16 protein-coding genes are annotated in these 25,923 nt (G+C 51.1%); 3 read left to right on the forward strand and 13 right to left on the reverse strand.

Annotated elements, in window-relative coordinates:
* Positions 1-35: 35 nt before the first annotated feature.
* Positions 36-1,199, reverse strand: coding sequence for a Gfo/Idh/MocA family protein (locus ACG2E4_RS14295; protein ID WP_395276951.1), 1,164 nt, complete (start codon positions 1,197-1,199; stop codon positions 36-38).
* A 201-nt stretch (positions 1,200-1,400) separates the two neighbouring features.
* Here ACG2E4_RS14295 and ACG2E4_RS14300 point away from each other — a divergent pair, with 201 nt between their 5' ends.
* A complete protein-coding gene (locus ACG2E4_RS14300; protein ID WP_395276952.1) occupies positions 1,401-3,107 on the forward strand; it encodes a GMC oxidoreductase in 1,707 nt (568 codons plus the stop codon).
* A 105-nt stretch (positions 3,108-3,212) separates the two neighbouring features.
* A complete protein-coding gene (locus ACG2E4_RS14305) occupies positions 3,213-3,788 on the forward strand; it encodes a gluconate 2-dehydrogenase subunit 3 family protein (RefSeq protein WP_395276953.1) in 576 nt (191 codons plus the stop codon).
* Positions 3,789-4,022: 234 nt separating this feature from the next.
* On the opposite strand, the gene ACG2E4_RS14310 is transcribed toward ACG2E4_RS14305, so the two are convergent.
* From ACG2E4_RS14310 to ACG2E4_RS14330, 5 genes are all read right to left on the reverse strand, one after another.
* Positions 4,023-4,748 (reverse strand): DUF1080 domain-containing protein, encoded by a 726-nt coding sequence (locus ACG2E4_RS14310; protein ID WP_395276954.1) that lies wholly within the window; start codon positions 4,746-4,748, stop codon positions 4,023-4,025.
* Between the two features lie 64 nt (positions 4,749-4,812).
* A complete protein-coding gene (locus ACG2E4_RS14315) occupies positions 4,813-5,421 on the reverse strand; it encodes a gluconate 2-dehydrogenase subunit 3 family protein (protein WP_395262173.1) in 609 nt (202 codons plus the stop codon).
* Between the two features lie 100 nt (positions 5,422-5,521).
* A complete protein-coding gene (locus ACG2E4_RS14320; protein ID WP_395262172.1) occupies positions 5,522-7,234 on the reverse strand; it encodes a GMC family oxidoreductase in 1,713 nt (570 codons plus the stop codon).
* 117 nt (positions 7,235-7,351) lie between these two features.
* Positions 7,352-8,263 carry a sugar phosphate isomerase/epimerase family protein gene (locus ACG2E4_RS14325; protein WP_395276955.1) on the reverse strand — a complete coding sequence of 304 codons (912 nt, stop codon included), beginning with the start codon at positions 8,261-8,263 and terminating at the stop codon, positions 7,352-7,354.
* A gap of 279 nt (positions 8,264-8,542) precedes the next feature.
* Positions 8,543-9,583, reverse strand: a complete 1,041-nt coding sequence (locus ACG2E4_RS14330) for a phosphotriesterase (protein ID WP_395276956.1) — start codon at positions 9,581-9,583, stop codon at positions 8,543-8,545.
* Positions 9,584-9,958: 375 nt separating this feature from the next.
* Between ACG2E4_RS14330 and ACG2E4_RS14335 the strand changes: the two genes are divergently transcribed.
* Positions 9,959-13,384, forward strand: a complete 3,426-nt coding sequence (locus ACG2E4_RS14335) for a HEAT repeat domain-containing protein (RefSeq protein WP_395276957.1) — start codon at positions 9,959-9,961, stop codon at positions 13,382-13,384.
* Positions 13,385-13,853: 469 nt separating this feature from the next.
* Here ACG2E4_RS14335 and ACG2E4_RS14340 read toward each other — a convergent pair whose 3' ends face one another.
* From ACG2E4_RS14340 to ACG2E4_RS14370, 7 genes are all read right to left on the reverse strand, one after another.
* Positions 13,854-14,726: a hypothetical protein gene (locus tag ACG2E4_RS14340; protein WP_395276958.1), complete on the reverse strand. Its 873-nt coding sequence runs from the start codon at positions 14,724-14,726 to the stop codon at positions 13,854-13,856.
* Between the two features lie 12 nt (positions 14,727-14,738).
* Positions 14,739-17,462: an IPT/TIG domain-containing protein gene (locus ACG2E4_RS14345; protein WP_395276959.1), complete on the reverse strand. Its 2,724-nt coding sequence runs from the start codon at positions 17,460-17,462 to the stop codon at positions 14,739-14,741.
* A gap of 157 nt (positions 17,463-17,619) precedes the next feature.
* Positions 17,620-19,011 carry an alkaline phosphatase family protein gene (locus ACG2E4_RS14350; RefSeq protein ID WP_395260054.1) on the reverse strand — a complete coding sequence of 464 codons (1,392 nt, stop codon included), beginning with the start codon at positions 19,009-19,011 and terminating at the stop codon, positions 17,620-17,622.
* A 68-nt stretch (positions 19,012-19,079) separates the two neighbouring features.
* Positions 19,080-20,306 (reverse strand): metabolite traffic protein EboE, encoded by a 1,227-nt coding sequence (gene eboE, locus ACG2E4_RS14355; protein ID WP_395260052.1) that lies wholly within the window; start codon positions 20,304-20,306, stop codon positions 19,080-19,082.
* A 133-nt stretch (positions 20,307-20,439) separates the two neighbouring features.
* Positions 20,440-21,627: a 3-dehydroquinate synthase gene (locus ACG2E4_RS14360; RefSeq protein WP_395260051.1), complete on the reverse strand. Its 1,188-nt coding sequence runs from the start codon at positions 21,625-21,627 to the stop codon at positions 20,440-20,442.
* A gap of 202 nt (positions 21,628-21,829) precedes the next feature.
* Positions 21,830-22,648, reverse strand: a complete 819-nt coding sequence (locus ACG2E4_RS14365; RefSeq protein WP_395260062.1) for a hydroxypyruvate isomerase family protein — start codon at positions 22,646-22,648, stop codon at positions 21,830-21,832.
* Positions 22,649-22,754: 106 nt separating this feature from the next.
* The gene (locus ACG2E4_RS14370) at positions 22,755-25,745 is read right to left on the reverse strand and encodes a PVC-type heme-binding CxxCH protein (protein WP_395276960.1); all 2,991 of its coding nucleotides are present in this window, start codon (positions 25,743-25,745) and stop codon (positions 22,755-22,757) included.
* Positions 25,746-25,923 lie beyond the last annotated feature (178 nt).

Genomic DNA, 25,923 nt, shown 5'->3' on the forward strand with positions numbered 1-25,923 from the left:
GGATTTTCCAATATTACAGGTTTTGTTATCTAAAATTAAGCGGGCGGGGTATAATCTACGTCAACCCACTCCCCTTTTTTACCACTCTCAATAACCTTGTGGATAAAATCCACACCGCGGGCTCCATCCTGAACCGTGGGGAAATCCAGGTCAAATTCGCCAGGTTCCTCTACACTCAAACGGGCTTCCAGGGTATTGGCAAAATTCAGGTATATATTGGCGAACGCTTCAATAAAACCCTCCGGATGTCCGGGAGGAATGCGCGTATTGTGCTGCGCTACATCCGACAGGTACTCATTGCCCCGTTTGTAGGTCTCTTCCGGTCCGCCGGGATGAAGCAGATGCAGGTAATTCGGATCCTCCTGCTTCCACTCTATGGCGGCATCAGTACCGTAAGCGCGAATTCGCAGGCTGTTCTCTTCTCCAACCGATACCTGGGAACAGTACAAGATTCCCCGGGCTCCCCCTTTGTAATGGACCAACACATTGGCATCGTCTTCCAGTTCTCGACCTTCAACAAAGGTATTAATGTCTGCAATAAGAGATTCAATCTGAAGGCCGGTAATATACTCCACGAGATTTTCTGCATGAGAACCGATATCCCCGACCGCTGATGAAACGCCGGCCTTCTTGGGATCCGTTCTCCAGTTTGCCTGTTTATTGTCTACCGGCTGGGCCAGCCACCCCTGTGGATATTCCACGACAATCTTGCGTATCTCCCCGAGCTTGCCATCTTTTACCAACTGGCGGGCTTCTTTAACCATCGGGTAGCCGGTATAATTATGAGTTAATGCAAACACCGTATCATGTTCATCCACCAGCCGGCACAACTCTTCGGCTTCTTCAACCGTTTTGGTCATCGGCTTGTCACATACCACGTGAAACCCCGCCTCGATAAATGTTTTGGCAACGGGATGATGCAAGAAATTCGGGGTGACGATAGATACAAAATCGATACGTTCTCCCTCGGGCAGCTGGCTCTCTTTCTCGGCCATCTCTTCGTACGAACCGTAAACCCGTGAAGGATCCAGGTTCAACTCCCGCCCTTTCTGTTTTGATTTTTCCGCAGATGAAGAAAAGGCACCTGCTACAAGTTCAATTCTTCCATCCAGCGCGGCTGCCATCCGGTGTACTTCTCCGATGAAGGCACCCGGACCGCCTCCAACCATACCATATTTCAGTTTTCTGTCTAGTGTCATTGTATCCTCTTTTTTACTTTCGTTGAGAGGCGCAAATACCCAAAAACAACCGTTAAATGCAAGCCATCTTCCCCTTATTTATATCCTCTTACACAAATTTTCCCAAGCTTGTGCAATAAATTTGCAAAATTAATTCAGCTCATCTATGTTAGGGTTTAATTGAACACATTGGACTAGCTTTTCTAAGAACTATATCAGCTTATGCATATCTCAAATCAAGTCAACCAATATGATGCAATCGTAGTCGGTTCCGGGATTTCCGGGGGATGGGCTGCAAAAGAATTAACTGAGAAAGGCCTTCAAACTCTCGTACTTGAACGAGGTAGAAATGTAGAGCACGGGAAGGATTACATTACGGAACACAAGGCTCCCTGGGAGATGGAGTTCAGGGGACGGGGAAATCGCAAATACCTGGAGGAGGAAAAACCGCGACAGCTCCGCTCGGATGTGATCAACGAATACAACGAGCACTTTTTTGTTAATGACAATACCCATCCCTACGAAGTTGACGATGAGGAGAATCCCTTTTTATGGGTCCGTGGTTATCACGTCGGCGGGCGCTCCCTGACGTGGGGCCGGCAATCCTACCGATGGAGTCCAATGGATTTCCAGGCCAATGCTGAAGAGGGTATCGCTGTTGAATGGCCCATCACCTACGAAGAGATAGCCCCGTGGTACGATTATGTTGAACAATTCGCGGGAATCAGCGGGCAAAAAGAGGGGCTGCCTCAGCTGCCGGACGGGCAGTTTTTGCCCCCGATGGCACTCAACTGCGTGGAGCAGGAGGTTAAAACAGCGATAGAGGAAACGTTCCCGGAACGCACTCTTACCATCGGGCGGGCCGCCGTATTAACGGAAGCCCATAACGGGCGCGGAGCCTGCCACTACTGCGGACCCTGTTCCCGGGGATGTTCCGTGGGAGCCTATTTCTCCTCCCAAAGCAGTACCCTGCCGGCAGCCCGCGCCACAGGTAACATGACGCTTCGCCCAAACAGTATCGTTCACAGCGTCATATATGACAAGGAAACCGGCAAAGCCACCGGGGTTCGCGTTATTGACCGTGAATCGAAAGAAAGTATGGAATTTTTTGCTGACGTCATTTTTCTCAACGCTTCTGCACTTGGTTCTACCCAGATCCTGCTTAACTCCAAATCCGAGGTATTCCCGGAAGGCATGGGAAATTCAAGCGGAGTTCTGGGCCACTACCTTATGGACCATCACTTCCGTGTAGGCGCCAGCGGCACCTACGAGGGGCACCTCGACACCTATACATTTGGGAACCGGCCCAACGGCTTTTATATCCCCCGGTTTCGAAATATCAGCCCGGAAACAGATCATCCCGACTTTATCCGGGGATACGGATTTCAGGGGCGGGCCGGCCGGCCAAGCTGGGGTCGCGGTGTTGACATGGATGGATTTGGAAGCGAACTCAAGCAAAAACTAAGGGATCCCGGTCCCTGGCAGGTGGGGATGACCGCCTTCGGAGAAATCCTTCCCGACTATGACAACTACGTGGAGCTGGATGAGGAAAAGACAGACGAGTGGGGTATTCCGCTTCTTCGCATAAAAGCCTCAATCGGAGAAAATGAACGCAACATGCGCAAAGACATGGCAGAAACAGCTGCAGAAATGCTTGAGGCGGCCGGGGCAACCGACGTATCGTCTTATGAAAGCGAATACCTTTTTGGAGAGGGAATCCATGAAATGGGTACGGCCCGCATGGGCAATGACCCAGAGACCTCGGTACTCAATGGACACAATCAGCTGCACGAGGTACCCAACGTATTTGTAACCGACGGGGCGTGTATGACCTCTGCCGCGTGCCAAAATCCGTCACTGACCTATATGGCGTTGACAGCCCGGGCTGTTGACTATGCCGTTGACCAGCTGAATAAAAATAATCTTTAACTACCAGTCGTGGGTCTCGATTTTGATTCGTCAGCCTATCCATCATGAAGCTGATAGTCAACGATGGACCCAACACCCACGACCCAAGATCCAAAGACCATCATTATGAATCGACGTGACGCCTTAAAACAAATTGCCCTGCTGAGTGGAGGAGCTCTTTCCATGTCCACCATTACGGCCGTAATGAGCGGCTGTAGCGCGGAAACCGGCACCGCAGGGTACACCCCTCAAACCTTGTCTTCTCACCAGGATGAGCTGGTCACAGCGATTTCCGAGCTTATTATCCCGGCAACGGATACGCCCGGAGCAAAGGCGGCAAATGTGAACCAATTTATTGACAAGATGCTCACCGACTGGAATTATGAAAATGAACGCGAACACTTTTTGGCGGGTCTCGATGGTATAGATCAAACAAGCCGGGAGTTACACGGTAGTGAGTTCCTGGAATTAACGGAAGAGCAGCAAATTTCTGTATTGCAGCAGAAAGAACAAGAGGCCAAAAACGACTCCATGCCGGACACCGATCTCAAACCGTTTTTTGCGATGATGAAGGAGTATACGCTGGTCGGGTATTACACCTCTGAAATCGGGGCCACACAGGAACTTGAATGGAACCACGTAGCTGGCCGTTATGACGGCTGCTATCCTTATAACGAGGTGGGCCGAGCCTGGTCTTCTTGATATGAAGAATGAATAATTTCTTTACCTCTACATCAGGATTTTTTGACAACTCTTTCCTTTAAAGGGTTTTCAGATCCATCGTTTTGGATAACATCGGCATGTTCGCGGATTTGAATCCTCATCACATTTATGGAAGTATAAACGGCGGCCAAATCCGGACAGGGAGATTGGCCTTGACCGAAATCCCTGGTTTCGCAAAGCTCTCTTTAACAGCCCGCACTCATTCAATAATCCTCAATCCAGCACCTTGATCTTGATATTGCGGAAATCGACCCTGTTGCCGTGATCCTGCAGTCCGATATACCCTTCGTGGGCAGCTCCAAACTCAGGATGGGGAGCAAATTTACTTTGCTGGAGCATCTCATACCATTCATCTGTCCAGCGCTCATATTCAACGACTTTTTCCCCGTTCATCCAGTGTTCCACATGCGCGCCATTGCCGGTGACCTCAATTGTAATTTGATTCCACTCTCCAAAAGGATTGGCATTTTGTGGTTCTGCAGGTATTAGGTCGTACAGGGAGGTTGCCTTCCGGTTTCCATCTTTTCCTCGCTCCGCATCAGGATGGTTGTCGTTGTCAAGGATCTGGATTTCCGGGGCGGACCAGTAGATCGCTTCTTCCGGTTGTTCAACGGCTGCATAAAAAATACCCCCGTTGGCTCCTTTGGCGACTCTCCACTCCAGCTTCAGGATGTAATCTTCGTAAACCTCCGTTGTAATGATGTCACCCCCACCACCACCTTCTATAACAGAGAGCATCCCGTTTTCAACAATCCATCCCTCTTCGGGAAATTGCTCTTTATTATACCCACGCCAGCCTTCGGTGGTTTCCCCGTCAAACAGCAGTTCCCATCCCTCCTGCTTTTCCTGGGTTGTCAATGTGTTATGCTGCTGGGAATAGGCAGTTGAAAAACCTAATGCCAGGCAAACAGTTGTGAGGATAAATAATTTAAGATCCATAAGAAACGTATACATGTATTAATTTTAAAAACGTGTGAATTTCTATTTCCTGCAGGAAGAACCGTCAACTCTTGTTGGGCTCAATTCCGATATGCTCGTGCACCTCTTCGGGACATCCCTGCCAGTCGTTGGGCTGGTTCCCGATATAGCCGATATCCTCTATACCAATCTTGCTGGACCAGAATCCCGAGGCTACCAGGTCCCTGAACTGGTTGAAAAAAGCGACTCCATGCTCCATCTCTGGAGCAGCAATATCGGGGTACGCAATTTGATCGAGCATAGTCGTTTTTTCTTCTTCACTGCAGTCAATAAAGGGCTTGTCAAACTGTTTCTGGCACTGCACGTCCAGCCACCGGAGTCCCCCCCGTATAGGCGTCTGGTACTGCGGGCGATCCAGCATCATAAAGTCAATAAATTCGGGTACGCCGGCCTCCTCGGCATTTCCGGAGCGTTCGTCCGCCGGAATCACCATGTTGGCCAGCTGGCGTACAGTCTCAAATTCATGATCGTTAAAAAACCGGGTTTCCCACTTTTCAATATCCTCGGCGGTTACGTGAGACCAGAATTTTTCTTCCGGGCTGCTCTTTGAAGGCGGTGTCTGGCAACCGGTCATCACAAAGCTGCCGGCCAGGGTTCCGAGCGAAAGAGTTTTTAAGGCTTCTCGTCTGTCCATTATACTAATCGTGAGTTGTGAGTCTTGAGTCGTGAGTGACAAGTCCCAAGCTTTTAAAAACAAAACTCATGACTCAAGACTCACGACCCGTGACTGTCAGTTAAAGATTTCCTTTGTTCATCTGGTCGGCGATGTAGTTGGAGGTACGCATCGACAGGGCCAGTAGCGTCCAGGTGGTATTTTTGTGCGGCTGGGATACGAACGGACCTCCATCGGCGACAAACAGGTTGTCCACGTCGTGGGCCTGGCAGTATTTGTTCAATACCGACGTTGAGGGATCATCCCCCATCCGGGTTGTGCCCACCTCATGGATAATCTCACCGGGTGTGGAGATACCGTATCCCTCCTCTTTGCCGGGCATGTCCCACAGCGGCTGCCCGCCCATCTCGTCGATGATCTGGCGGAAGGTATGCTGCATATGGCGCACCTGGTTGTATTCCTGCTCGCTCCAGGTATAATTAAATCTGAGTGTGGGAATTCCCCACTCATCAACAGAATTGGGATCAATTTCGCAGTAATTGTCCTCATAGCCGATACTCTCTCCACGGCCGGATAATCCAACGATCGAACCATAGTAGCGACGGTAATCATCCTTCAGTTGTTTTCCATATCCCCCGCCCCCTTTGGGACGGTCCTGGTAGAGGTCGCTGTAGTTCTGAATTCCTCCCATAAAGCCGTAACTGGGCATTCCGCGCCCGCCCCACAGCTCCACGTGGTAGCCACGGGCAAAATCCAGCTTGCTGTTATCTTCCCACCACGGGATATAGAGATGCATTCCACCGGTTCCGTCCTCATTGTGGGCCGGGGTATCCATTAGCTGTGGGATAAGTCCGGCCACGGAGGTACCGGTTGTATCCATCAGGTATTTTCCAACTTTGCCACTGGTGTTGGCCAGTCCGTCGGGAAATTCGCTCGATTTGGAATTGAGCAGCAGCCGGGCCGACTCGCAGGCACTGGCAGCCAGTACCACGATGCGCGCCCGCACCTTGTACTCCCGCCCGTCTTCCTTGTTGACATAGGAGACTCCCGTTGCTTTTCCGTCGCGGTGGGTCACCTCCCGGGCCATTGCCCCGGTCCGGATTTCCAGGTTCCCCGTCTCAAGGGCCGGCGGAAGCAGCACAGAGGGACTGGAAAAGTTGGAGTGGGTTGAGCAGCTTCGGTTGCACTGCCCGCAATAGTGACAGGCCGCACGACCGTTTTTGGGTTCGGTCAAAATTGAAAGACGCGAGGGGATGCAGGGGATCCCCATGTCGTCACAGGCGTCCTTGATCAGGTACTCGTAACAACGCGGCTCCGGTGGGGGCTGGAAGATGCCACCCGGCTCATTAGGGATCCCCTCATTAGTACCGAAAACCCCGATCAGCCGGTCGATACGATCATAATACGGTTCCAGCTCCTCGTAGGAAATCGGCCAGTCATCCCCCATCCCGTCGATGCTTCGAACGCGGAAGTCGTCAGGTCCAAACCGAAGAGAAATACGTCCCCAGTGGTTGGTCCGCCCCCCCAGCATCCGCCCGCGAAACCAGTCAAATTCCGTGTCTTCAGTGCTGCTGTAAGGCTCTCCCGGGATGTCCCAGCCGCCAAAACAGGCATCAAACTCCCCGAACGGCTGCCGGCGGGTGCTGGCACCCCTGCGGGGCGATTCATAGGGCCAGGTAAACATCGCAAACTCCTCCGAATCAAACCATTCACCGGCTTCCAGCATCACCACATCCGCTCCGGCCTTGGTGAGTTCATGGGCGGCCATTCCGCCGCCTGCACCGGACCCGATTATACATACATCGTACTGCTTTGGACTTTCTTTTATCTGCATAATATTTACTGCCTTTTAGAACAGACCCATCCACTGAAATTCCATTTTACCTGGAATTCTGTTTATGCTGCAACAGGTCTAATTTTGGTTCAATTTTATTTTATGCGAGATCAGCTATCAGCCGACCATTTCAAGTAATTTTTTGGTCGCCTTTATCCCTTCGTACTCGCTCAGTTCGCTGCCTTCGTATTCAATCCCCACATATCCCGTGTAGCCGGCATCTTTTACAATTGAGATCAGTTTTTCGAAATCGATATTTTTCTCATGCCCATTGGAATCGAAGCTGTAACTTTTGGCACTCACCCCTTTGGCATACGGCATCAGCATACGAGTTCCCTTGTACCGGTCATATGATTCGTTTTCCGAGATGTTGAAGTTCCCAAAATCAGGAAGAGTTCCGCAACGAGGGTGATCTACCTGTTTTATTACGCCCACCAGCCATTCGGCATTGCTGGAAAGTCCCCCGTGGTTCTCAACTATTACGTTAATATCGTGTTGATCGGCAAATTCAGTCAAACTGCGAAGCCCATCCGCCGCAAGGTTCATCTGTTCATCCCAGCTACCACGGCTTTGGGCATTGACACGGATAGAGTGGCATCCCAGGTACTTGGCCGCTGTGACCCACTTGTGATGGTTTTCGACAGCTTGTTGACGTTCCCCTTCATCCGGATCGCCAAGGGCTCCTTCCCCGTCACACATTATGAGCACACTCCGAACGCCGTTATCGTCAGCGCGCTGCTTCATCTCCTTCAGGTACGACTGATCATTTGCCTTGTCGATAAAGAATTGATTCACGTACTCAACAGCACTGATTCCAAACTCATTTTTGGCTGTTGCAGCAAAATCAAGGTTATCAAGATCGCCGCCAAACAGTGCCCTGTGGAGCGACCACTGGGCCAGAGAAATATCAAAAAAGGTATCACTCACTGACTTGGAGAAAAGGCTGCCGGCCGGCAAGCTGGTTAGTGCAGCTGATCCCAACATCGCCTTCCCGACCGTCTTTAAAAACGTTCTTCTATCCTGGTTCATCAATATTCCTATGTTAAATTAATAATTTTCCTTCTGATCCGTCTTAATGTGTAGACTAGTTTGCAAAAAATCCAGTGTGTTTGTGCAAATATCTTTAAAAGTGATTAAATATTTTTCCACGACCCATTTTTTCAATTATTCACAGTTATAAACAGGAGTGTCTCAATTTGCCGAGACTCAAAAAATATCACTACAAATGTAATCTCTTCTCTGTCCGCTTGACTGACCCACAACGACTTAATTATCGGCAGACCCGGACCTGCAAAGCAGTCGTTCAAATTAAGAATCGCTCGTCCTTACTGAAATTGTAAACGCCTGCTGCGGATTTTCCCTGGTCAGCATGTCGATCTCCCGCGGGGTAAAGCCCTCTCTTTTGAGTCGCGGAATAAAATGGTTGATGATGTAGGTATACGGGTCAAAGCTGTTCGGATCACCTCCCGGCTCTCCCACCCGGTACCACCCGGCGTCGTGAGAAATCAGCACCCGGTGCAGCAGATCCGCCTCCTTCATGCTGTTGATCAGTTGAAAATGATAATCCGCCGAAGAGGGACCAATGCCGTCAAACTCTACCCAGGCACCCATACGCGCAACCTGCTGGTGAATTTCACTGTCCGACTCGTTTTGTGCGTGAATCCAGATGAATGCAGCCGGGTCGATTCCTGATTCTGATAATATTTCCAGCTGTTCCAGCGCCGTGGCCCCATCGGGAGTATGGACTCCTATGGTCAACCCACTTTTTTTATGCGTCTCGGCAGCAGCTTCCAACAGCTTTTGTCCCGTTTCAGAAATCGGACTTTTATCCACCCTCAGTTTTATAAAACCTGGACGAATACCAGTCCCGTCAATCCCGTTTTTCCACTCGTCAGTCCACCGGTCAGCCAGTTGACGTGCAGTCTCTTCGTACACATGCGAGGGTAAAAAATTGCCCTTCTCATTCCCATAATAGCCCGTGTTGGTCAACATTTTGATCCCGGACTGGTCGGAAAGACGTCTCAGAAGAACCGGATCTCTTCCCAGGTAGCTGGGAGTACATTCAATCAAGGTTTCACCTCCGGCTTGCTTAAGATCCCGCAGGTAAGGAACCACCAAGGCTGCCACCGAGTCACGGTCGTACCGCTCCCTGCTTACCTGATCCGCCCCGATAAAGTCGACCAGTACGTGCTCATGGGGCAGTGTCAATCCCATTTCAGCTGGTTCGACAGGCCCCTTGACCGTCATAATTTTGCCGTTGAACTGCGCCTTTACAGGCTCTGCCCCGGCAAATACCAGGATAATTACCGGAAAAAACAGGGAGAGCAACATATTTCTGATACAATTCATGATCTATTTTTCTTTTTAAAAAATTAATTGTCCATTAATCCAACAAGTTTATGAGCCACAAATTTTCCCTGGCTAAGAACTCTTTCCAAAACTCTTGCTGCAGAATACAAAAATTTAATATCTATCACTGTTACCAACAATGAGACTCGTTAAATATTCATGCTTTCTTGTATTATGATTTTGCATTTTTATTTTCAGGGTCTGGTTAGGTAAAATACCAGCAAATATAAATCCGGGCAGTTCTGCCAATATTATAATAAGATTGGCTCTGGCTTTACAGAAAAGAGTATGTACATTACAAAACGTCACTTGGCCGCTCTTTAATAGTAGTCGGCACCATTTTGACCTGAAACTCCAATAGTCTAAACCTGATATATGTTATCGAAAATGCGCACTTTCCCTTTTTCAGTGAACCAGTCGTCCCTGTTAATTTTCGCAATATTCGGGCTTCTGGCTCTCTCTTTAGTCGGATGTTCCGGAGAGCAGCCGGATCCCGAAATTATTACGCTCGATGATCAGGAAGCTGCCGAAGATGCCCGTCGAATCAGGCAGGATGTGTCCGTGGAAGTGGCGGAAGGACTGGAACTCAGTTTGTGGGCTTCCGAAAAATTGCTGCAGGATCCCATCGGCATGGATATTGACAACAACGGCCGCGCGTTGATAAATGTCACGAACAGAAGTACCAGCTCCGAGTTTGATATCCGGGGCCATCGCGATTGGATGATCGAGTCTATTACCTGGCAGACGGTAGAAGATCGCAAGGAGTTTCTTCACAGCGAGCTGGCCCCCGAGCGCAGCGATCAAAACGAGTGGCTAACCGATTTCAATGAAGACGGATCCCACGACTGGAGGGATCTGACGGTGGAAAAAGAAGAGGTGTATGCTATCGAAGACCGCTCCGGGGACGGCATCGCCGATCGGTCTCAGCTTTACATCCGCGATTTTCATGAGGAGGTCACAGACGTGGCCGGATCGGTTCTTGAACACGATGGCGATGTCTACATTCCCATTGCCCCGGATATGTGGAAAACCACCGATACCGACGGCGATGGCATGGCCGATACAAAAACCTCGATCAGCGATGGGTACATGGTCCATATCGGGTTCAGCGGCCACGGGATGTCCGGCGCCACGGTGGGTCCCGACGGACGTATTTACTGGGGGATCGGCGATATAGGATCCAACGTAACCGGTCCCGACGGGCAGCAGTGGGCCAATCCCAACCAGGGTGCGATATTTCGCTCCGAACCCGACGGAAGTAATTTTGAAGTATTTGCACGCGGGGTTCGCAACACCCATGAATTTGTTTTTGACAAGTACGGGAACCTGATTTCAGCGGATAATGACGGGGACCACGCCGGCGAACACGAGCGGTTGGTATATCTCGTCAACGGCTCTGACAGCGGCTGGAGGATTAACTGGCAGTTTGGTAAATATGTGGATACCAAAAACAACGAATACAAGGTGTGGATGGACGAGGAGTACTTTAAGCCGCGCTGGGACGGACAGGCCGCGCACCTGCTGCCGCCCGTCGCTGCCTACCACAGCGGTCCGGCGGGAATGGCCTACAACCCAGGGACCGCGCTCTCTGAGCAGTGGGATGATCACTTCTTCATTTCGGAATTTACCGGTTCTCCGGCCCGGTCGGCCATTCACGGGTTTACGCTCGAACCAAGCGGTGCCGGGTTTGAACTAAAAACGGACCAACCCGTTGTTGAAGGTATCCTGACTACCGGTATGGATTTTGGTCCCGGTGGCAGCCTCTATTTTGCCGACTGGATTGAAGGCTGGGGGACCAAGGAAAAAGGTCGAATCTGGAAACTGAACAGTGCCTCCGACAGCCGTTCCCGGATTCAACAGGAAACCAAAGAACTTTTGGAAAAAAGTTTTGGCTCCCTTGCGGAAACCGAACTTACCGAACTTCTGCATCACCAGGATATGCGCGTTCGCATGAAAGCGCAGTTTGAACTTGTCGATCGCCGCTTTAGCCAGGATCTGCTGGGAGCAATTACGCAGACGGAACATCAACTGGCGCGCCTGCACGGTATCTGGGGCATAGGTCAACTGGCGCGTAACAACATTGAACAGGCAGAATCTCTTGTCGAGTACCTGGAAGACAAAGATCCCGAAATTCGCGCCCAGGTTGCCAAAGTGCTGGGGGATGTCCGTTACGAGGCCGCCGCGGATGCCATCATTCCCCTGCTCCGGGATGAATCTCTGCGGGTACGGTTTTTCGCCGCCGAAGCGCTGGGACGCATGGAGCATCAGCCGGCTGTACAGCCCATAATTTCGATGCTTGAAGCCAATAATGACCGTGATGTATATCTCCGTCACGGGGGCGCCATTGCCCTGGCCCGCATCGGGGATATAGACGCACTGGCCGGGTTGTCGGATCATCCCTCCGAAGCGGTCCGCATTGCGGCTGTGGTGGCCCTGCGCCGGCTGGAAGACCCGGCGGTGGCCCAATTCCTGGACGATGAGAGTGAATTTGTCGTGACCAATGCCGCCCGCGCCATCAATGACGATGCTCATATTGAGGAAGCAATTCCGGCCCTTGCCCGCATGCTCGAACAGGATCAAATTGTAAATGAACCGCTCATGCGCCGCGCCATCAATGCGAGCCTTTACAGCGGCACCGCCGAAGATGCGCAGCGGCTCGCCTCTTTTGCCCTGCGCCAGGATGTTCCGGAGGTCCTGCGCCAGGAGGCTGTTGCCACTCTTTCGGTGTGGCCGGATCCATCGACGCTGGATCGTGTTACGGGTCGTTACCGCGGTGATATCCAAAATGACCGTTCGGCGGCCACCGAAGCCCTTGCCTCCGTCATAGAACCGATTTTTGGCAATGGATCCGGGACCCTTAAAGTAGGCGTTGCAGAGGCGATCAGTTCGCTGCAGTACGAGCCAGGAATCCCGCAACTGGTGACACTGGTACAAGCAGACCCATCGTCAGAAGTCAAAATCGCCGCCCTTCACGCTCTTGACAGTCTCAATTACGAAAATATGGACGAGGTCGTTTCCACCGCCCTAGACGACGACCAGCAGTCGGTGCGCATGACTGCGCTCAGCATTATTCCCTCCCTGGATCTTGCCGACAGCCGCAAAGTTGAGCTGCTCTCGTCGGTGCTGGGTGAGGGTTCATTTCAAGAGCAGCAGAGTGCCCTGACTGCACTTGGAGAGCTGGAAAGTGAGGCTGCCCATGCCGTCCTTGAACGTCAATTGACAGACCTCATTGCTGGCGATGTCCCCGAACAGGTGCAGCTCGAACTTATAGAGGCGGCAGAAAATGCCGGTACTGAACGTCTTGAGTCTTTGCTAAATGAATATGAATCACAGAAACCAGAGGGAGATATGCTGGCAAAATACCGGGAATCCCTTTACGGGGGCGATGCACAGCAAGGGGCTCAACTATTCTACAGTAATGAAGCAGCTCAATGCGTGCGCTGCCACGCTGTCGATGGCCGCGGAGGTGACGTGGGACCCCCGCTCGATACCATTGGAGAGGAACTGTCGCGAGAGCAACTGTTATTGTCACTTGTAGAACCAGGTTCTCGAATTGCTCCAGGCTATGGCTCCATCTCGGTTACCCTGCAGAATGGAGAGACCGCACAGGGCGTACTTAAGGAGGAGACCGACGCGCACGTTGTCTTGCAGTCGAGTGACGGGGAGACCCAAAAAATTGAGAAGTCCCGCATTACTGAACGGACCAACTCCCCTTCAGCCATGTTTTCCATGGAGGGCATCCTCTCTCGTGGCGAATTGCGAGACGTAGTCGAATTTCTGAGTCAACTCAACGAAGAATAGCCCGGAACTGTGGACCGGGGGTCCCGTAGTTTTCATGGTTTATTACAAAAGCCCGGTGGTAGATTCACCGGGCTTTTATTATTAGGAACCTTTGCAGAACCTGCTATCTCGTTGGGAGATGGTTGTACCGCCAACTTTTTTGACCGTTTATACGGGAGTACAACTCCCTCAGAACGAGAAATTGAAGGTTTTGCAAAGCAAGCCCTCTGTTAGAGAGCTAACATGCATTCCTCACGATAATTTTTGATGAAATTATGTACGCTAATGGCAGGCAGTATCTTACATCATATTTTACAGGCATTGTATTTAACACAGGGTGTAACGTGCAGCGCGATTTGCCATCCAGCTGCGTTAAAGGGAAAATCGCCTGCTCAATGTACAAAGGTACGTCTGCGCGGCCATTCCCTTCGCCTTGCTGAAGAACAAATTTCTTGGTGAGAAATACGGGCTAAGCTTTTTCACAAAAAATCTACTCAACCTGAACTCTTATACTGCTGGTCGATTTGCCGACCTGCAGAGTTATCGTATGGGGTCCCTCGCTAAGACGTGTTTGCAGCAGTGCCCCTTCTCCCAATTCTCCATCGGCCGAGGATAACCATGTAAAACCCTCTGTAATTTCTTCTCTGGTATTGGGGTTATAGGCCTGGCCGTTAAACAGTACGCTGCGTCCGGTCGACAAGCTCTCCCCTTCCACCGGTGACAAAATAGTGACCTCGTGAGGTTTTCGATCAATTTTTGTTTTGTCGCTCTCGGTCTCTGCATTATTATATCCATCCGTTACCTGGACTAAAAATCGACAGTCATCTCCACCCGCGAGTTCTGTCACCTCTATCTGCATCCTGTTTTTTTCGGTACGGTTTCCCACACGCTGCCAGGTTTCGCCGCCGTTGTTGGTATACAATACTTTATATTGCAAAGGAGCATTCCCGTCGTATGAGGTTTTCCACTCCAGCAAAAATCGCTCGTCTGTAATGCGCTCCGGTATTTTTGTTGTAATCGTTAGCTCGGGTCTGCTCTCAGGAACTCTCAGTTCCTCCAGGACTTTACCCTGGTACTCATACCGTATGCCTTGGGTGCGCTCATCAAAAGGGATATATCCCCGAACAGCCAATTTTGAAAGTCTTCCCGGATCGGTACAATAGTAGCCATATGACAGGGGGACCCGAAGTACGGGTTCACCTTCCCTGTCCAGGAGAACGGCGTGCATATCGCTCTCAGTGGCCATTATTTTTTCAAAATTTACACGCCGTTTTTTTCGAAACAGCGGCATATAGCTCAATTCCAATTCTGTTTCCGTATCCAGTTGCCCAATAAGGGTGAAAAACTGTTGATAATCTGGCATTATGTTCTCCTTCTAAATTCGGTTCCAAAGTCTATTCCACAAATCGATGGACATCCAGCGATCCTGGTAACTTTGCGTGCCATCAATATCCGGCGTACAGTAAGTCATCAGCGTTGGGATGCTATCCGGCATCAACCGGTATGCAGCAACATCCATCCCCACATCTTCAGTCAGTGAGACCAGTGAGTTATCCACCCCGTCGGGATTACCGCAAGAATCTACCCCCGGGTTGGCTCCTGCATTTACGCTGGGTGCGTGATCTACAGAAACCGTATGTGCAAGTTCATGGGCAAATGTGGCCCCCTGGCGGGCACGACTTATCATTCGGGGATGATCGTCCCACCAAAATGGGATAACCCCGTCATTTGCCAGCCCATTCCAGGAGTATGTGCCGCTGTTGGGTATCAGTGCGGTCCATATCTCGTTGTTCTCTTCATAATCATCGGCTATGTCATCGATGCGATCCAGCAGGTTTGACCAGCCGTCTCCCGTAGTTAAATCCTCATCTCCTTGTGTATTGATGGTTCGATGATTCGGCGCCCGAAACAGCAGGAAACCCTGCTCCCGCACCGGCAGCCGTGTTCTGGCTCCCTGCAGTGAGATGTTGTAATCATTCATTGTGGGAGCGGAAATATTATTTATCGTGTCGTTCACCAAAATGGCAACCAGCCTCAAGCGACCGTTATGCCGGAAAATTGCGCTGGTTTGGGTACGGTCCCAACGCCCGCCACCATCTCTGGGTTCGGTGTAGACTTCGGCCTCAATCTCTATGGTTCCGTCGAGATCAGCAACCGGCAGTTCAAAATTCAGGCTGTGGTCCAGTTCTTCGCGATCCACATTACCCGGAGGCTGCGCATTCATCGTGTCACCGGGATTCAATATATTGTTGACTGTAACTGAGTTCCCATCAGGATAAGTCAGCTCCAGATGTCCGGTCACATCGGGCAGAATATTGGCCCCCTCCCCAAAGTCGAAGCCGTCGCTGACGCCACTATCCACATACACCCGGACCATCGTTCGCTTTTCGCTGACTAAACGCACACTGTTGTTTTGCCCGGGGTTGTTCCAGTTAAAACGCTGTATCGGCTGGGTCACTTCGATCCCCAAAATCTCAAGATCAGGAGTGCGCACCGCCTTTGCAGATACAATCTCTGTTACGGTACCGCAGCTGTTGCTTGCTTCAATCCTGTAGGTGGCCGTTACCTCACTGCCGGCGTTGAAAGGCCCGATATTTTGCTGTCCCACAGGGGCGGGATTTGATATATTGGCGGAAGGCCCGACGGATCCAACGCGGGATATCTGAATGCTGTCCGCATTGGTCACGGCCCAGTTCAGCACGATATCGTCACCGGCCTCAACCGTTACACTCTGTCCCCCATTCACCCGGAAATAGATGCTGGGAGCCCCAATATTGATGACATTGATATCACGACATTCCGGGGTATCCGGTCGATAGGGCAACATGCCCACATCCCTGGGCTGTCCCAGGCATACCCGTGCTCCCTCAGAAAACTCCTCAAAGGCCGCTCGGTTAGAATCATAGACCTCTCGGCGCTGCAGCTCCGCCTGTTCATCTCGAATTCCGATGCACCGGCGCCCCGAAATGCCCGACGGCACCCGAACCACGATTTCCGAATCCGACCAGGAGATCACTTCGGCAGGCTGGGTTCCAAACACCACTTCCCGGTCCCCCTGTTCAGTTCCAAAGCCGCTCCCTTTTATGGTTACAGTTTGCCCACTGCAAGCGCGATCAGTACTTATACCATCAATTTCTCCGGTTGATACTGAGTCCGGGACACGGCGTATTCTGCGGCCAGCTCCGCGAACAAAATCCCTGCAATAGTCTCTGATCGGGTTACATTTTTCAGGGAAATCCGGGCCATCAGGTATCGGTCCGTCATCAGGTCCACACCCAACAGGTGGACCTCCTGTACCTGGTCGTGGCGGGCGCCAGGGACCACCTTCTCCAGGCGGAGGCTGTGTCAAGCCTCCATATCCCATATTGGCCTCTGCGCGCTGTTCTCTCAGCCTTTCAACACGACCGAAATATTCGCTCTGTTCCGCATGTCCCCGCAGCCGTGCTTGCAGTCGCCGCCCCCCGTCCAGCTGATCCTGATAAACCAGTGAATTAAAACGGTCGGGACAAAGTGTTCTGTCCCACATTTTGTCGATAGCCGCCAGGCTGTACAAGTGCTGTTTTTCGTCATCCCCCGCCAGAAATACGGCGGTCTGCTGTATCGAAAAAAGCCTGTCAGGTTTCAAGAAGAACAAAGGGCCGCACGGTGCCTCGCCTCCACCGGGTAAAGGGATTTCACCGCGCATCGTCTGCATGCTGCGCTCCGCCCGCTCTTCATAGCTGCGTACATTAATATCTTCGCTGTGCCTGGAGATAATCCGGTTGAATTCTGCTTCAGCTCTACTGTCTCCAGCCCAAATACGTGGGATCAGATCGTACAACTCCAGCAGTGGACGAATACCCTCCAGCGCTGATGCAAGGACGGTGTCATAGACAAATCGTTCATCAGGATCTGATGCTGACTGCACCGCTTGGATCAGTTGTGTCAGCTCGTTACGGTCGTAAGGAGCCGGCAGTTTTGTTCCATCGGGCAGTTCACGAAAATCTCGACTTTCGGGGGGAGGTTTGGGTTCTTCGCGACCCGGCATTTTATCACCGGCCCCAAAAAGATTCAGAATGGCATTGAAAATACGTTTTAACATCTCCATCAACTGCTGCATATCCCTCTTCCCTTTTGTTCAATATTCTTGATAAACCTACCCTACAAGAAAGCAGATCAACGGTTTGTTACAAATTTTTAAGAATCTTCTTAGTTTCCCATTTTTATTAAATGATAATAAACAATTTTTCTCATTTTTTTAATTGTAGCGGATGATATTATCCTTTCAGATGGTTCAGGATAATATCATGGATCGCGGTGGGAGCGACAGAACCATCCCGGCTCGCTTTAACTTCGTCAATCAGTTCCGGCTGCCGGGATGCGATGATGGGACGTATTCCCGCGTCAGATTCTTTGCGGCCGTGCGATCCTTTTACGCCTGAGCCTTCAATCGGGATCAGATCCATAATGTAACGGAAGCCCATTTTTTTCTGCAGCAGCCGAAGTCCCGCTTTAAGTTTCGGAAACGGGATATCCGGGTCCAAAATCATCTCGGCGGGATCGTAGCCAGGCTTGGCATGGATATCAACGGTGGGGGCAAAATCGGGTGCCTTGTTATCATCCAGCCAGTAGTAATATGTAAACCAGGCCTCCGGCTCTGCAATGGCCACCAGTTCGCCCGAACGATTATGATCCAAATCGAACTCTTTCTTTCCTTTCTCATCCAGAATTCGTTCGACACCATCTACCTTTTCCAGCATTTTTTTCAGGGATTGAATATCCGCGGGGTTCTCAATATAGATATGAGCCACCTGGTGGTCGGCCACGGCAAAAGCGCGGCTGGCCCCGGCATCCAGCACCTCTCCGCCCATCTCCTCACGCACCGTGATAAACCCGTTTTCCCGGAGTACCCGGTTCAGGGAAACAGGCTTCTGCACAGACCTGATACCATATTCCGACAGGACAATAACCTGGGTATCTCGCTGCTCATAATAGGTTATTAAGTCTTCACAGACCTGGTCAATCTCCCTGAGATCCTTTTTAATATTGGGGATACTGGGTCCCTCTCGCTGCAGGCAGTAGTCCAAATGAGGCAGGTAAACCAGGCTTAAAGTGGGATCATACTCCTCCGCAATCATTTTGGCCGCGTCGGCAATCCACTGGCTGGAAACGATGGAGGTATTGGGTCCCCAGAAATTGAAAAGAGGAAACTGTCCCAGTTTGTCCTGAAGCTTGTCTCTGAGTGACATTGGGCGGGCATAAATATCCGGCACTTTAACCCCGTCCTTACGGTACATGGGTCGCTCTACTGCAACATAATCGGCGCCCGAATAGGTGGCATACCGCCAAAAAATATTGGCACAGGTAAAATCCGGGTCGTGCCGGCGGGCGGTGTCCCAGATTGCCGGTTGCTGTATCAGCTTGCCGGAACGCATCCAGAAGCGGACTTCACTGGTATCCCTGAAATACCAACCGTTGGCAACAATTCCGTGCTTGTCAGGCATCGTTCCTGTTAAGTAGGTGGCCTGCACAGAACAGGTAACCGCCGGCAGCATCGAATCCACTGACGTGATCTGCCCTTTTTCAAACCAGTCAGAAAGAAAGGGAGTGTGCTCTCCTATCAGATCGGGAGTCAGTCCGACAACATTCAGAACGGCTGTTTTCTTCATGACTGAGCTTTGTTTATGGGGAATTAATAGCTAAATGAGGTATAAAAATACAGGTTGTTCAGTTTTTATTAACCTGCGGTCAACGATTCCACCTGCTCCAGGGTCCATCGAAACTCCCGCTCGATTGAATCCAGCAAATTTTCCTTCAGATCGGCGGGCAGCACATCCCAGGTATAGGTTTCGATCTCAAAATGGGTGCATCCATCACCTGCTAACTGTTCAAGGCTCCGCACGATATCGTCCTGGGTAGAGTGCAAAATCCCATACTCCTTTATAAATATGGGAACGTGAAAATGGATCCGCCACTCATCAGCTTCAGATATATGGCCTGCATTAAGTGCCTCAGACAGGTCGGGATAGTGAAAAAGTTCACTCCCTGATCTTCGCTCAATTACCTGGTGCAGGTAGGTATCCTCCTCAAACTGCTTGAGCTTCGAAACAACATCTTCTGTATATCCAATGGAATCGTTTAAGTCGACCTTCAGTGCTGCGCTGATCTGCACTTTGCCAATGCGGATACCGGCCTGCCTGAACTGCTGAATCGCCTCGGCGGGATCCTCATATTCAACCGCAAAATGGCAGGTGTCGTAACAGACCCTGATATGTCGCCTTATCAATTCAACGGCCTCGTCCTGGGACTGCCCGTGTCCTGCAGCGAGGTGTGCAGCACCCGCCTTGAACAGCCAGTTTTCAAAAAAATCGATCGTCTCGGCGCTATTTTCAATCAGGCAGTCGGGTTCAGGTTCGATATCGATATGCAGCTCTTTACCCTCCTTTTCCCGAATCTCTGCCAGTGCAAAAGCTACTTCCGCAAGGTTGCGGCTGGACACGCGAAAAACATCTTCGCGCTGGGAATCCTTCAGCCACGGTTTATAAGAGATGGGAGAAGTGGATATTCCGCCATCCATATCCCCGGGCAGGAGTTCGGCCAAAACTCTGGCCAGGTTCAGCGTATATTCAAGCCGCTCCTGGTTCGTCCAATCCGGTTTATAGACATTATCCTTGACGCACTCCCCGTGAAAACTGCCAAAGGGAAAACCGTTCATGGTAAATACGTAAAGATCCTCATCGGAAAGCCAGCTCTTGAAATCATCCAGTCGCTTTCCCTCCAGCAGCTCTTCTGCCGCCCGGGCCGACAGGCGCAGTCCCACGCCAAACGATTGCTCGGGAGACAACCTGTTTTTAAGCTCGGGCAGGTTGGATTTTAATTGATTAAATACTTCCTCCCACGTTTCGCCGGGATGAATATTGGTGCAGTAAGTAAGATGGGTGTTCGGTGGGTTACCGAGTTTCATGCATTAAACATTGGTTTTAGAAAAAGTTGGAAATCATCATTTTCGTATTGCGTATTGCGTATTGCGTAATGCGTAATGTTTTAAACTTAGTTTACGGGTTCAAATAAATACGAAATACGCAGTACGCAATACATTATGCTGGTTGTTTCTCGAAGTTTTGTAGCCTGGTTATGGCCTCGGTAAAACGATCCAGATCAACTTCGTGAACCTCTGTTCCCTCGCCAATAGATTCCAGCAGCATAATAGTCAGTTCACCGCCAAGGTGCTCACGGAACTCCTCCAGCCCGTGGAACAGGGAATCTTCGTCTTCCGGCTGATCCAGCTTCGATTTAAGTTCGGGTACGTAGAGATCAAAGCCACAATTTTTAAACGCCTGCAAAACGCGCTCCCACTCCTTCCGGGAGATCATGTCGGACAGGTACGAGTACGTAACATCCAGCGCTATGCCGATGGCTACGGCTTCACCGTGACGCAGATCATAGCCGGTTAGCTGCTCCAGCTTGTGGGCGGCCCAGTGGCCAAAATCAAGTGGACGGGAAGAGCCCATCTCAAACGGATCGCCGGAGGTGGCGATATGCTCCAGGTGGAGTTCGGCGCAGCGATAAATCAGCTTTTGCATCGGCGCTGCTTCCCGGTTATCCAGCCTTGAAGCATTTTCTTCCAGAAAACGGAAAAAGTCGGCGTCCTTCAGCAGTGCAACCTTGATCGCTTCGGAGACCCCCGAACGCCAGTCGCGCTGGTCCAGGGTATCCAAAAATTCGATGTCATTAATCACGGCAAAAGGCGGTACAAACGTGCCCAGAAAATTCTTCTTCCCAAATGCATTAATCCCGTTTTTGACCCCGACGGCCGCATCATTTTGGGCCAGTACCGTTGTTGGGACCCGGATGGTGCGAATGCCCCGGTGAGCGGTTGCGGCCGCATACCCGGCCGTATCAATGACCGCACCTCCCCCGATTACAGTTACATAGGAATGACGGTCGAGATTGGCCTCGTTTATCGCCTCATGGATCATATCCACGTGATCGGGATCATTTTTGGCTGCTTCTCCCCCCGGTACCGTGATGAGTGTATCAACAAGCGTAAACACCTCCTTGTGCAGTCCCGCATACACCTTGACACGCTCAAAGAGATCGGGATGATGCTCATACATTCCCTCGTCAAAAACAAACAGCACTTTTCGGGCGACCTCGGGCGATGCAGATTGAATCAGATTTGCAAACAGGTCGTTGTCCGGATCGAAAAGTCCTTCTGTGAAGCAGACATCATAGGTGAAGGGTACTGAGAACTCCTGTTTTATCGTGCTAAGCTGACGAGGCATATATATTCTATCCGTTTATTTCTGGTCCTGCATTTTATAATGACGATGCAGTATATATTAATTCCAATAACACAAAACAAACGGTTTATTGATGTAAATGATTGTTATAAATATGGAGAATTTGTGGGGTGGGATTACGGCTATTCTGCACCTGTCGGGTTTTGTTACCTGACAGGTGTAGCAATCGTTTGTTAAAACTAACTTAAACATCACAGATTTCGACGCCCTGCTTCAACGCTTCCAGCTCATCGTCCCAGGTGGGGATAAACTCCTGGCCGATAAACCCGGTATAGCCGGTATCCAAAATCGCCTTGACGATGGCCGGGTAGTAGAGCTCTTGTGTCTCGTCAATCTCATTGCGGCCCGGTACGCCTCCTGTATGGTAGTGGGCTATATATTCATGATTATCTCTTATAGTACGAATGACATCCCCCTCCATAATCTGCATGTGGTAGATATCATAGAGCAGCTTGAACCGGTCCGATCCCACTCGCTTGCAAAGTTCCACACCCCAGTCGGTGTGATCACACATGTAGTCAGGGTGGTCCACTTTACTGTTCAGCAGCTCCATCGTTACCGTTACGTTATACTTCTCAGCGGTGGGCATCAGTCGTTTCAGGCCCTTGACACAGTTTTCGAGGCCCTTTTCGTCATCCATCCCGTTTCGGTTGCCGGAAAAGCAGATAATTTTATCGAACCCGGCATCGGCCACCTGTGGAATCACCTCCTCATAACTGGCAATTAGCTCATCATGCAGGTCCGGGTTGTTAAATCCTTCGGGAATCCCTTTTCCCGCTCCCCAAGGCATGGCGCAGGTGAGACCATATTTTTTGAGCGTCGGCCACTCGTCGGGTCCCAGCAGCTCCACCGATTTTAGCCCGATCTCTTTGGCCGCCCGGCAAAACTCATCCAGCGGTATTTCATCATAACACCATTTACACACCGAGTGGTTGACCTTGCCGTTAAGTTCCTTTCCCAGTATCTCTTCTGCCTTTTGGACGTTTCCCAGCCACCCGGCCATCGTACCGGAGCCAGCCAGGAGTCCCAATTTCTTTAATGCGTTACGTCGTGAAATATTCATAATGGTATTCGAATGTGATTTAGCTGTTGCGAAACTATTTAAATAGCTACTCAAGTGTTGACAAGTATTCCACCAGGTCCACCAGTTCCTGCTGGCTCATACCCGCATGCAGATTTTCCGGCATCAGCGAACGCTCCATCTGTTCCCTGGAACTAATTTCTGACTTGTCATAGGTGCTGGTATATCCCCCGGGCGTAAGCAGCACTACTTCCGAAGCGGTCTCACTTTGGATAATGCCGGCGACTTCCGTTCCATCCTCGAGGGTAAGCGTGTACCCTTCATATCCAAAACTAATACCGTTATTAGGATTGAGTATGGCATCATACAAGCCCTCCTTGGGCAGTTTGGCTCCTATCTCGGATAATGCCGGACCAAACTCGGTGCCCTGCCCGTTGACCTGGTGACAGATCTGGCAGGATTGTTTGTATATCTCCTTCCCTCTTTCCGGGGTTCCCTCCATAGCAACCAGCTCCGACACCGGTGCTAATTCCGTCTGGACATCCCGGGCTTCCCCCGTCAGTTCTTTGGCCAGTTGGCGCACATCCCCGCGCCAGGAATCTGCCAGGCCTTCGGCGGCGGCTTCATGAAGTGATTCCGGAATAATCCCGCCATTGACCAGTTCCACCAGTCGCTGCTCTCCACCCCAGGACGTTCCAGCCGCTTTTACTGCCTCGCGGCGCATCTCCAGCTCATTGTTTTCATCGAGGAAAAAAGTCTCAAGCATTTCGATCGATCGCGGGGTAGAAGTATTGCCAAGTACCGCAATCACGCTTTTTTTCTCCTCTTCGTCGCTGCCATCTAAAACAGATTGGATTGTCTCCCGTCCTCCAAAGTCCAATGCGAGTTGTGATGCGCGGATGCCCAGGCTACTGTCCGGGTAGGATTGCATCAGGGTAAGCAGTTCCTGGCTCTGATCCTCCAGCTCAAACTTTTCAACCAAGTCGAGATATCCATGAGTCCCGCTGGCCGCATCCAGCGCCTCCTCGAGCTCCTGCCTGACAATCGCTGACTGCTGCAGGGCCGAGCGATCCAGTTGTTTCAGTGCCAGCGTATTTAATTCATGTTGATTTTCCAGGTCTCCCTGAAGAATATTGACCAGGTGCTGCTGTTTTTCGTGGGAATCATGGAAATGGAAGGCACGGAAATACCGGGCTTTCTCATCAACATCAATACCGGAATCCAGGATGATTTCCGTCAGCAACGGCAGGGCGGCTTCGGCACGCGAACGCCAGACAATATCCCGGCCCGCAGGAGTGTTCCAGTCCGATCCCACTTCATCGAGCCACGCCCCGAAAAAGCGATCCCATTGACCATAGGCACCAATCCCGAGGGCTTCCAGGTACCAGCGATCATGGCCATCATGCCGGGTGGCCAGTTGAGCCCATATATCGGCCGCCTCCGGTGTTTCATTGTGATGCAGCGCTATGGCCACCTCCCGTCGAACCTGTGGAGAAGGATCATCGACCAGCTGCTGCAGGTAGGGAGTGATATCCAGGTCAAGCTGTCGCGCGGCCCGAAGACCCGTAATGCGAATATCCGGGTTTTGATCTTCCAGCGCCTGGTCGATATAATTTTGTCCTTTTTCAGGCAATTTGCTCAACAGCCAGAGGGCGCGGGCGCGGTATCGCTGGGTATCGGAGTGCCAGAGGTCCACCAGCACCTCTTCAGCCTCTGTGCCCCACTCATACAACTGTAACCAGGCAAGGGCTCTGCGATTCAAATTTGGGCTTTTCAGCGCCTCCACTGCACCCGAAGGAGTGCTCAAATCAAAATCGGGGACTGTGTACCCCGTGCCTTCAGGAGCAATGCGGAAAATGCGGCCGCGCTGCTGATCGCCCATCTGGTGTCCGCCCACCCCGGGATCGTACCAGTCAGACACGAAAATGGAGCCGTCCGGGGCTACTGTCACATCAGAAGGCCGGAACCACTGGTCTTTGTCCCCCTTTAAGATATTTTCAATCTGAGCAGAGTATCCCGCCCCATCCTTTTCAACCGGGTATGAACGGACGACATTGGGTCCGGCATCGGTGTGAATCATCTGGTTGTGAAATACTTCCGGCAGGAGTTCTCCTTCGTAAAACACGATACCGGTGGGAGATCCGGCGCCTGTCTGCAGTAAATTTGGTATAGAACCGGGATCATTTTGATACCAGTGGCGCGTGGGAATATCCTCGGCCATGCCCGTGCGACGCGTGCGCCAGCCGGCCCCGGTAATTTCATCGGTGTAGCCGTAGTTTCCATACTCCATAACGTAATTAATGCGCACGGCCTTGTTGCCGTCGTCGTCATTGTCGGACTGCCACAGGGTCCCGTAGGAATCGACCGCCACCTCGTAGTTGTTCCGGAAGTTATGGGCCAGCACCTCTACGTTACTGCCGTCGCGGTCGCTGCGGAACACCATCCCCTGCCGGTAGGGATCGCCTTCATCGGTAATCTCATTTCCAAATATATCTTTAATGATGTTGCCTTCAGCGTCTTTGAGTACCTTCCCCTCGTTTCCGAAATTGAAATATAATTTCCCATCGGGACCAAAGACAAAAGCGTGGACGGCATGATCGTGCTGTTCGCCCTGGATGCCGCTGAACATCACCTCTTTGCGGTCGGCTTTGTCATCACCGTCATCGTCATAAAATACGTACACATAGGGACTTACCGACACGATCACCCTCTCGTCCAGCACCATAATCCCCAGGGCGGCGTTGATGTCGTTCCCCTGGTAAAATACCTTGCTGTCATCTGCCCTGCCGTCCCCATCGGTGTCTTCCAGAATGACAATACGGTCGCCTTCCGGGCGGGTGGGGTTCTCCGGGTTCAGATCCGGCCGATAGTTGTATCCTTCGGTCACCCATACGCGCCCCTCGGCATCAATATCCATATTGGTGGGATTGACCAGCATATCTTCGGCCGCAAACAGGGTGGTTTCCAGGCCTTCCCTGGTTTCCAGACCAGCCAGGGCGTTTTCCGCACTCCGTTTTTCCTGGTCGCTGAGCTGGTCAAAATCTGGTTCATTTTGAGAACAGCCAGCAAAGATTATCAACAAAGCGAGTATTAAAGGCCACAATTTCAGTGGAGTGCAGCCTGAGACAGATTTTCCAACAATTATTTTTTCCATTATTCAAATGACAATAAGGTCAACATTTATTTAACGGTAACTAAAATAGGAAACGAAGCAGATTCATCATAAACCTGCTTCGCGATATTAAAAATATATAGTA

The organism is Halalkalibaculum sp. DA384, assembly GCF_043951955.1.
Classification (GTDB): domain Bacteria; phylum Bacteroidota; class Rhodothermia; order Balneolales; family Balneolaceae; genus JAMQKA01.

Bases quoted from the DNA above. Each gene is read 5' to 3' on its own strand.
- ACG2E4_RS14295 (WP_395276951.1), bottom strand. From the start codon at position 1,199: ATGACACTAGACAGAAAACTGAAATATGGTATGGTTGGAGGCGGTCCG.
- ACG2E4_RS14300 (WP_395276952.1), top strand. From the start codon at position 1,401: ATGCATATCTCAAATCAAGTCAACCAATATGATGCAATCGTAGTCGGT.
- ACG2E4_RS14305 (WP_395276953.1), top strand. From the start codon at position 3,213: ATGAATCGACGTGACGCCTTAAAACAAATTGCCCTGCTGAGTGGAGGA.
- ACG2E4_RS14310 (WP_395276954.1), bottom strand. From the start codon at position 4,748: ATGGATCTTAAATTATTTATCCTCACAACTGTTTGCCTGGCATTAGGT.
- ACG2E4_RS14315 (WP_395262173.1), bottom strand. From the start codon at position 5,421: ATGGACAGACGAGAAGCCTTAAAAACTCTTTCGCTCGGAACCCTGGCC.
- ACG2E4_RS14320 (WP_395262172.1), bottom strand. From the start codon at position 7,234: ATGCAGATAAAAGAAAGTCCAAAGCAGTACGATGTATGTATAATCGGG.
- ACG2E4_RS14325 (WP_395276955.1), bottom strand. From the start codon at position 8,263: ATGAACCAGGATAGAAGAACGTTTTTAAAGACGGTCGGGAAGGCGATG.
- ACG2E4_RS14330 (WP_395276956.1), bottom strand. From the start codon at position 9,583: ATGAATTGTATCAGAAATATGTTGCTCTCCCTGTTTTTTCCGGTAATT.
- ACG2E4_RS14335 (WP_395276957.1), top strand. From the start codon at position 9,959: ATGTTATCGAAAATGCGCACTTTCCCTTTTTCAGTGAACCAGTCGTCC.
- ACG2E4_RS14340 (WP_395276958.1), bottom strand. From the start codon at position 14,726: ATGCCAGATTATCAACAGTTTTTCACCCTTATTGGGCAACTGGATACG.
- ACG2E4_RS14345 (WP_395276959.1), bottom strand. From the start codon at position 17,462: ATGCAGCAGTTGATGGAGATGTTAAAACGTATTTTCAATGCCATTCTG.
- ACG2E4_RS14350 (WP_395260054.1), bottom strand. From the start codon at position 19,011: ATGAAGAAAACAGCCGTTCTGAATGTTGTCGGACTGACTCCCGATCTG.
- eboE (WP_395260052.1), bottom strand. From the start codon at position 20,306: ATGAAACTCGGTAACCCACCGAACACCCATCTTACTTACTGCACCAAT.
- ACG2E4_RS14360 (WP_395260051.1), bottom strand. From the start codon at position 21,627: ATGCCTCGTCAGCTTAGCACGATAAAACAGGAGTTCTCAGTACCCTTC.
- ACG2E4_RS14365 (WP_395260062.1), bottom strand. From the start codon at position 22,648: ATGGCCGGGTGGCTGGGAAACGTCCAAAAGGCAGAAGAGATACTGGGA.